A 708-nucleotide genomic window follows, 5' to 3' on the forward strand; every position below is an offset into this window, starting at 1 on the left:
TATAACGTTGCTGTTTTGCTTGCTCGATGACATTCAAAAGATCCGATTGTAACCAACGGGATAAAAAACCAAATTTTAGGGGTTTGGGGAGAGAGCCATTGGTAGCATGACGGCGGGACACTCATATGAAGCAATTTTGCACTTTCACGGTCAGTTAAAAGAATATCATTTTCTGTCATTCTAAAATCCTTTCATTCTCAAAAAATAGAAACAAATCATAACCATTTATTAACCACATTTTGGTTCATTTTTGAAGGTATTTTATTTATAGAAAACAATATTTTATCATATAATTTCTGATGTGATAATTTATGACTCTTATTGAGAAAGAATGAGAGAAAAGAGAGCTAAAGTTATCCACAGATAATGGGGTTATGCACCCCATATTTTAGGTTTGACCCGTGACATAAGCCGCCCATTTATCCATATAAACGCGGCGCTGTTCTAAATAGTCAGTCCGACAATAGGCACGTTCTGCTTGCCCTCCTACTATATGAGCTAGAATAGTTTCAGCGACCTCATAAGGGGCATCGGTTGTTTCAGCGAGCCAATTGCGTAAACTAGAGCGAAAACCATGCGGACGTGCTTCAATTTTATTTTTTCTCATATACGTAGCCATACATTTCTCAGTGAGGGAACCACGACCTCTAGCAGAAAAAAAGAAATCATTACGAGAAAGCAAGCGCGCTTGTTTTAGAATTTCTAATG

Annotated in this window: 2 pseudogenes; both read right to left on the minus strand. The window is 37.6% G+C overall.

Annotated elements, in window-relative coordinates:
• Positions 1-179: pseudogene (locus tag ACFINX_RS10285) on the minus strand (helix-turn-helix transcriptional regulator); the annotation flags it as partial.
• 209 nt (positions 180-388) lie between these two features.
• Positions 389-708: pseudogene (locus ACFINX_RS10290) on the minus strand (integrase); the annotation flags it as partial.

Source organism: Bartonella sp. AP36NXGY, from assembly GCF_042195865.1.
GTDB lineage: Bacteria > Pseudomonadota > Alphaproteobacteria > Rhizobiales > Rhizobiaceae > Bartonella.